The 6467-nt window shown below is 61.5% G+C and carries 7 protein-coding genes; 1 reads left to right on the top strand and 6 read right to left on the bottom strand.

Annotated elements, in window-relative coordinates:
* The coding region (locus tag VIF40_RS19715; RefSeq protein ID WP_331939223.1) for a hypothetical protein at nt 1–200 on the bottom strand (200 nt) is incomplete at its 3' end.
* Between VIF40_RS19715 and repC the strand changes: the two genes are divergently transcribed.
* On the top strand, nt 199–1533 hold the full coding sequence (gene repC / locus VIF40_RS19710; protein ID WP_331939222.1) for a plasmid replication protein RepC: 1335 nt from the start codon (nt 199–201) through the stop codon (nt 1531–1533). The genes VIF40_RS19715 and repC overlap by 2 nt on opposite strands.
* A gap of 36 nt (nt 1534–1569) precedes the next feature.
* Here the strand turns inward: repC and VIF40_RS19705 are convergent, their stop codons facing one another.
* From VIF40_RS19705 to VIF40_RS19685, 5 genes are all read right to left on the bottom strand, one after another.
* A complete protein-coding gene (locus tag VIF40_RS19705; protein WP_331939221.1) occupies nt 1570–2505 on the bottom strand; it encodes a recombinase family protein in 936 nt (311 codons plus the stop codon).
* A complete protein-coding gene (fic, locus tag VIF40_RS19700; RefSeq protein WP_331939220.1) occupies nt 2502–3608 on the bottom strand; it encodes a protein adenylyltransferase Fic in 1107 nt (368 codons plus the stop codon). The genes VIF40_RS19705 and fic overlap by 4 nt, the downstream gene beginning before the upstream one ends.
* Nucleotides 3609–3879: 271 nt before the next feature.
* Nucleotides 3880–4551: an IS6 family transposase gene (locus VIF40_RS19695; protein ID WP_331939219.1), complete on the bottom strand. Its 672-nt coding sequence runs from the start codon at nt 4549–4551 to the stop codon at nt 3880–3882.
* A 233-nt stretch (nt 4552–4784) separates the two neighbouring features.
* Nucleotides 4785–5555: a 2,3-dihydro-2,3-dihydroxybenzoate dehydrogenase gene (dhbA, locus tag VIF40_RS19690; protein ID WP_331939218.1), complete on the bottom strand. Its 771-nt coding sequence runs from the start codon at nt 5553–5555 to the stop codon at nt 4785–4787.
* A gap of 27 nt (nt 5556–5582) precedes the next feature.
* A complete protein-coding gene (locus tag VIF40_RS19685) occupies nt 5583–6452 on the bottom strand; it encodes an isochorismatase family protein (protein ID WP_331939217.1) in 870 nt (289 codons plus the stop codon).
* Nucleotides 6453–6467: the final 15 nt, after the last annotated feature.

Genomic DNA, 6467 nt, shown 5'->3' with positions numbered 1-6467 from the left:
TATCGAGCGTTTAAGGAGACGAAGATCATAAATGAATCAGGAGATTGAACCCGCAAAAGAAAAAAGCCCCCGAACGTCGCCGCCCGGAAGCCTTTCTCTGATCTAAGCACTCCGAGAATCACACTTCCGTGAATCACTGTCAAGAGTCGGCGCCGTTTCGGCGAGCGGATTTCTTTTGCCTGAACGAGGCAAAGGATCATGCAGACACGTCCAACGACGCCCTTCGGGCGGCGGCCACTGTCGCTCGCTATGGTGGCGAGCCAGACCGCGACCGAAAATTTCGCCGCAAAGCCTGGCGCGTCCGAAACCGTCGTCCACAAATGGCGATTGTTTCGCGCGCTCACCGAAGCCAAGGAGCCGCTCGGCGTCACCGACCGGGCGCTATCGGTGTTGCACGCGCTGCTGAGCTTCCACCAGGAGACAGCGCTCAGCCTGCCAGAGAAGAATTCGACGTCTGCCGAAGCGGGTTCCGCCAGCGGCGGCATCGTCGTGTTTCCCTCGAACAAAGAACTCTCGATCCGCGCCCATGGCATGGCGCCGGCGACGTTGCGGCGGCATCTCGCCTGCCTCGTCGACGCTGGACTGATCATCCGCCGCGATTCTCCGAATGGCAAACGCTTCGCTCGAAAAGGGCAGGGCGGAGCCATAGAGGACGCTTTCGGCTTCGACCTCGCGCCGCTCGTGGCGCGGTCGAACGAAGTCGAGAACCTAGCCGAGGAGGTACGGTCCGAGAACCGCGCGAGCGCGCTGCTGCGCGAAAAAATCACGCTCACTCGGCGCGACATCGTCAAGATGATCGAGACCGGGCTGGAAGAAGGCGTTTCCGGCGACTGGGACGGCGCGCACCAACATTATGTGACGCTCTCGGGGCGCTATGGCCGAGGGCTTTCCCGCGCCGATCTGGAGGCTTTGGCCGGTGAGCTGGCCGCGTTGGCGTCTGAAATCCACAAGTCGCTGGAAACGCATATAAAAGCTCAGAATATGAGCGGCAATGAGTCTCAAACTGAGCGTCACATACAGAATCAAACCACAAATATTTCCGATCTTGAACCTGCCCTTCAGAAAGGCAGGGCCGATCCATTGCAGCCAAATCTCGAACAGGGCAGGGGACCGGTCGATCGAGCGCCAGAAACATCCTCGGATCGATCTTTGACTGTCGATCCCAAGCCGGCGCTTCGAGCCTATCCGCTCGGAATGGTGCTGGAGGCTTGCCCAGACATCGTCGATTACGGCCCGAGTGGCGAAATTTCTTCGTGGCGAGACTTGGCGGCGGCGGCGGCGACCGTCCGCTCGGCGCTCGGCGTTTCGCCAGACGCCTGGTCGCAAGCGCTGGAGGTCCTGGGCGAGCATGACGCCGCGATCGTCATCGCCGCGATCCTGCAACGCGGCGATGAGATCAAGAGCGCCGGCGGTTATCTCCGCGTTCTGACCGAAAAGGCGCGGGCAGGGGAGTTCTCGCTCGGGCCCGTGCTGATGGCGCTGTTGCGCGGCAAGGCCGCCAAGGCGGCGCGGGAACGAAAGAAAACGGGGTGATGAGGGGATGGGACTGAGCCCCGGCGGTCCGCTCGCTCACAGAGTTTCGGCGTCGAGCAATCGGAGCTTTTCGGCGCGCTCGAGCAGGCTTTTGACGGAGGAGGGCGCCCAGCGCGTTCCGCCGCGCGGCGTGCGCTCATACATGGCTTCGAGCTGCGCGCCGATTTGCGCGAGCGTCAGATCGGCATTGGCCCGCTTGATCCCGGCGACGAGCGTGACCAGGCGCTCGCTGCTGACTTTTCGGCTGGCGGCTTGATGAAGGAGTCGGGGCTCGATCAAGCCCTCGTCGACGAAGCGTTTGACGGCGCGTTTCAGGCGCTCGACGGTCCATTGGGGCAGGGGAGCGCCGCTGGCGGCGTCGCGCTTGGCGTTGAGCACGCGCACGACATCCTGCCAGCGGTGATCCGGACGCATTTGCCGGACGACCGGCAGCCAATGTTCGGCCGTTCGATTGACGCGCTCGAAATAATTGGCCGCCTTGGCGTCGACGATGCGCTGGATGGCGTCGCGGTCGCCGGCGCGGAGCTTTGGATCGCCGCCGATGCGGCCGCGCTTCTTGGCGGCGCGCAAGCCGTCTTTGGTGCGCTCCCGGATCAGGGCGCGCTCCAGCTCCGCCACGGCGCCGAGAACCTGCAGGGCGAAACGGCCCTGCGGCGTCGTGGTGTCGATCGGATCGGCGAGCGATTTGAAATGCGCGCCCTTGACGTCGAGCTCGGCGAGCACGGCCAGGAGATGCGACAGCGAGCGGGCTAAACGGTCGAGCCGCGCGACGACCAGCACATCGCCGCGGCGCACTCGCGCCAGCGCCTTGGCGAGTTCCGGCCGCGAGGCCTTCGCCCCCGACATATGCTCGCGAAAAATCTCGACGCAGCCGGCGGCCTTCAGCACATCGGTCTGCGCGTCGGTGACCTGATCCTCGGTGGAGACGCGGGCATAGCCGATAAGCCGTCCCTTGACGTTCGAAGCCGTCATAGGGAGGCGACCTCTGATCCGCCGCGCTCGGAGAGAAGCGACAGCAAGGCAGGATTCGTGTAAATTTTCTCCCTGCCTGCCTCGATTTCTTGGAGAAGCCCGAGGGACGCGAGGGCTTGCAGATAAACGGAAGCGGATTGGCGCTTGGCGATGCCCGCGCCGACCAGATCGGCGATTCGGCAATAGGGATTGACGAATATGATCTCGGCCAATTCGCGAGAATAGATTTTCGGCAAGTCGCGCCGAATTCGTTCGGCGGTCCCGTCTAGCAGGTTACGGATCGCCCAGATTTTTGCGGTCGACCATGTCGCGGTTTCGCATATCGCGGCGAGCATGAACAAGATCCATGGCTCCCACGCGTCATCGGTCGTGACGGCGAGCAGACCATCATAGTAGGACTTTTTATTATCAATGATATAGCGGCTCAAATACAGGACGGGAATGTCGAGCAGTCCTTGTTCGACGAGGAACAGCAGATTGAGAACTCGGCCCGTGCGACCATTGCCGTCGGTGAACGGATGGATCGCTTCGAACTGGTAATGCACGGTGGCGAGTCGGATCAGCGGATCGACGCCGTCATCCGTGTGGATGTAGCGCTCCCAATTGGCGAGTTTGTCGCGCAGCAGTTCGACTCCCTCGGGCGGCGTGTAAACCACTCGACCCGTCGCCTCGTTCAGCAGCGCTGTGCCCGGGGTCGCGCGGATATCGAGGTCCACTCCTTTGATGGTCCGACAGATCTCGATGGCGCTCCGAGTCGAAAGCGGGCGGTCCTTCAGACTCTCGAAGCCCTGATAAAGCGCCGTGCGATAGCGGAGCGCCTCCTTGGTCGCGGGGTCGACGCCGGTTTCCGGCCGGTTGGCGAAGCGGAAGAGCCTGTCCGTGGTCGTGACGATGTTTTCGATCTCGGAGCTTGCTTGCGCTTCGAGGAGCGGAATCGAATTGATCAGAACCGACGGGTTGGGGATTAGCTGGCCCGAGATCTTGAGTTCCGCCAGCGCCGCGCGGGCCCCGACGCAGGCCTTGAGAATGGCCTTGGTCTCGATGTCCTGGTGCGGCGGCAGAGCCGGAAGGTCATTGTAAGGGCGGGCAGGGTCGAACGACATGTCGAAGAAGCCTCTGTTGATCGACAGATTGCTCCCGACATGTCGATGAGATCGACAAATGCCGGAGATGTGTCGATTATTTTATATTCTATCGACATATGACCTCCGGCGCAATACGCAAATACATAATTGTATGCGACTACAAATCGACCGTTTAATAGCGCATCCGAAGACCGAAGTTCGCCGGCGCCATCTAGTGGTGAGCAGGAGAAAGGGTTGCGTCGCAAATTTTGTCTGCGGACGCGACACGGGCGCCTGAGAGTGATGCGGCTCACGCCGCGAGGGCATAGAACTGCTGCGCTGGACGCAATTTGCCCCTGGTCTGCAACTGGTCCTTTCGGATCATATGCATGAGCTCGATCCCCGAGAGTGTCGCGGTTGCAGATCGAAATGATTTGAAACCCAGCATCGGCCGCGTCACTCGCTTCACCGCTCGATGGTCCTGTTCGACAATATTATTGAGATATTTGATGCGGCGGATTTCGATGTCCGCTTCATGCTTCGCATTGTAGCTTTCGATCGCTGCCGTGTTGGCGCCGCTCTTGTCGATCGTGATCTTCTCCGGCTTGCCATGCTGGCCGATCGCCTTGCGCAAAAAGCGCAACGCAGCTTTGCAATCCCGCTTTGCGGTAAGCAGGAAATCTACTGTCGCGCCTGCCTTGTCGACTGCCCGATACAGATATTTCCAGCGGCCTTTGACTTTCACGTAGGTCTCATCGAGGCGCCAGCTGGATCCGATCGCGCGCTTGCGAGCACGGAACTGGTTCTCCAGCAAAGGCGCATATTTGACGACCCAGCGGTTGAGCGTGGAATGGTCGACGTCGACGCCTCGCTCTTCCATCATTTCCTCAAGCTGACGATAGCTCATCGGATACGCCACATACCAGCGGACGCCCCACAGGACCACCTCGCGTTCAAAATGGCTGCCCTTGAAATCGATCATCGCACTATTCCGCCTGCCCCACACCCCGGCGATCATAGCCCAACCGACCCGCGAGAAAAATTCGCGACAGAACCATCGCGACGCATTCCTGAAAGCCGTTCGCCGACTCGGCGAAGGGCGGCGGCGCCTATGCCTGGGACTTTTCGAAGATGTCGCCATCGATTGTAGCCCATTCCGGCCTGCTATAAAAATTCGCGACAGAGCCGCGCCCGGGCGAGTTCGATAGGGAACGCCTATGCCGTCAAAGTAGCGCCGCCATCGACGACGATGTCCTGCATGACGATATGGCTCGCGAGATCCGACGCCAGAAAGGCGATGACATTGGCGATTTCCTGCGGCTTGGCGATCTTGCCGAGCGGAACGCCGAGCTTGAAAGCCTCGGGAAAGCCGGCGATGACGCGCTGCTCGGCGTCCGGCGCGCTCCACATCGAGCGCTGCATGGGCGTGTCGGTCGACCCGGGAGAGACGAGATTGCATCGCACCCCATAGGGCGCCAGCTCCAGCGCGACGCAATGCGTCAGGCTGGCGAGCGCAGCCTTGGAGGCGCAATAGGCCGCCATCGACAGGCGCGGAACATGCGCCGCATTGGAGCCGACTGTCACCACTGCGCCAGAGCGCTGGCGCTTGAATTGAGCGATCGTGTTGCGGAGCAGATGAAAGGCGCCCGAGACATTGACGTCGAAAGAGGCGCGCCAATCGTCCAAGCTCACCTCCTCTGTCGCGCCGAGCCGCAGAATTCCCGCGGCGTTCACGAGCACGTCCAGCCGCCCCGATTCGTCCAGCAGATGCGCGCAGGCGCGCTCCGCCTGCGCGTGATCGGCGATGTCGACGATGAGCGTGCGAAAGGGATAGCGCGCCTCCGCGAACGCTTTGTCCAGGCCCACGACTTTCGCGCCGAGTGCGACGAATGTCGTCGCCGCGCAAAGGCCGATCCCCTGCCCCGCGCCCGTCACCCAGACACGCTTGCCGGTGAAATCCATCTGCGAGCTCTGCGCCGAATTCATCTCGACCTCCTTTCGTGACGACGATCGTCACGCCGAAGCGAGCTTGCGCTCGATCAGCGCCCACCAGCGTTCGAGCGTCGGATTATCGGCGAGGTCCACAAATCCGATTTCGACGCCGAGCTTGCGCCATTCCGTCACCAACGACATGACTCGAATGGAATCGAGTCCGTAATTCATGAGATTTTCATTCGGATCGAGAACCTCCTCGTCGAGCGAGATGAGCGTTCGCACCCGCGCCTCGACCTCCGCGCGCGTCAAGCGCGGCGCGGACGCGCCGACCAGCGCATCCACTGCGACGACGACGCCGCAGCGGCCGGCGACATGTCGCAACGTCATGTCGTGATCCTCCGCCGAGAAATCGGCGATGGCGTCGCCAACGACAAAGGTCTCGAAATCGCGCATGAAAGAATCGAGCGCCGTCGTCAGGCATCCGATATGCCCATAGACTCCGCAGATGACGAGCTGATCGCGACCCCACTCTCTCATCATCGCTTCGAGCGGCGAGCGTTGGAATGCGCTGTAGCGCCATTTGACGAGCACCGTGTCGTCGTTGTCAGGCGCCAGCGCCGCGACTATGTTCTTCAGCTGCGGATGCGCGTTCAGCCCCGGCCCCCACATATCATTCAGCAGGCCGCGGTCCTTCGGGCTCTGGTCGATCGGCTGGGCCGTGTAGACGATTGGAACGCCGCGTGACTTGCAGAAAGCGCGCAGCGCCGCGACATTGGCGACGAGCTGCGTGACGAGCGAACTCTCCTCGCCGAAGAAATGCAGAAAATAATCCTGCATATCGTGAATAAGAAGCACGGCGCGCTCGGGCACGAAAGTCCAGCCGACCTTGTTCTTCGGGAAGTCCTCGGGCCGCGGCAGCGAATAGGTCGGAAGCCGGGGAATGGCCATTATCGTTTCCTCTCC

This window comes from Methylosinus sp. (assembly GCF_036560965.1).
In the GTDB taxonomy this organism is placed as follows: Bacteria; Pseudomonadota; Alphaproteobacteria; order Rhizobiales; family Beijerinckiaceae; genus Methylosinus.
This window is presented reverse-complemented; position numbering and strand designations above follow the sequence as displayed.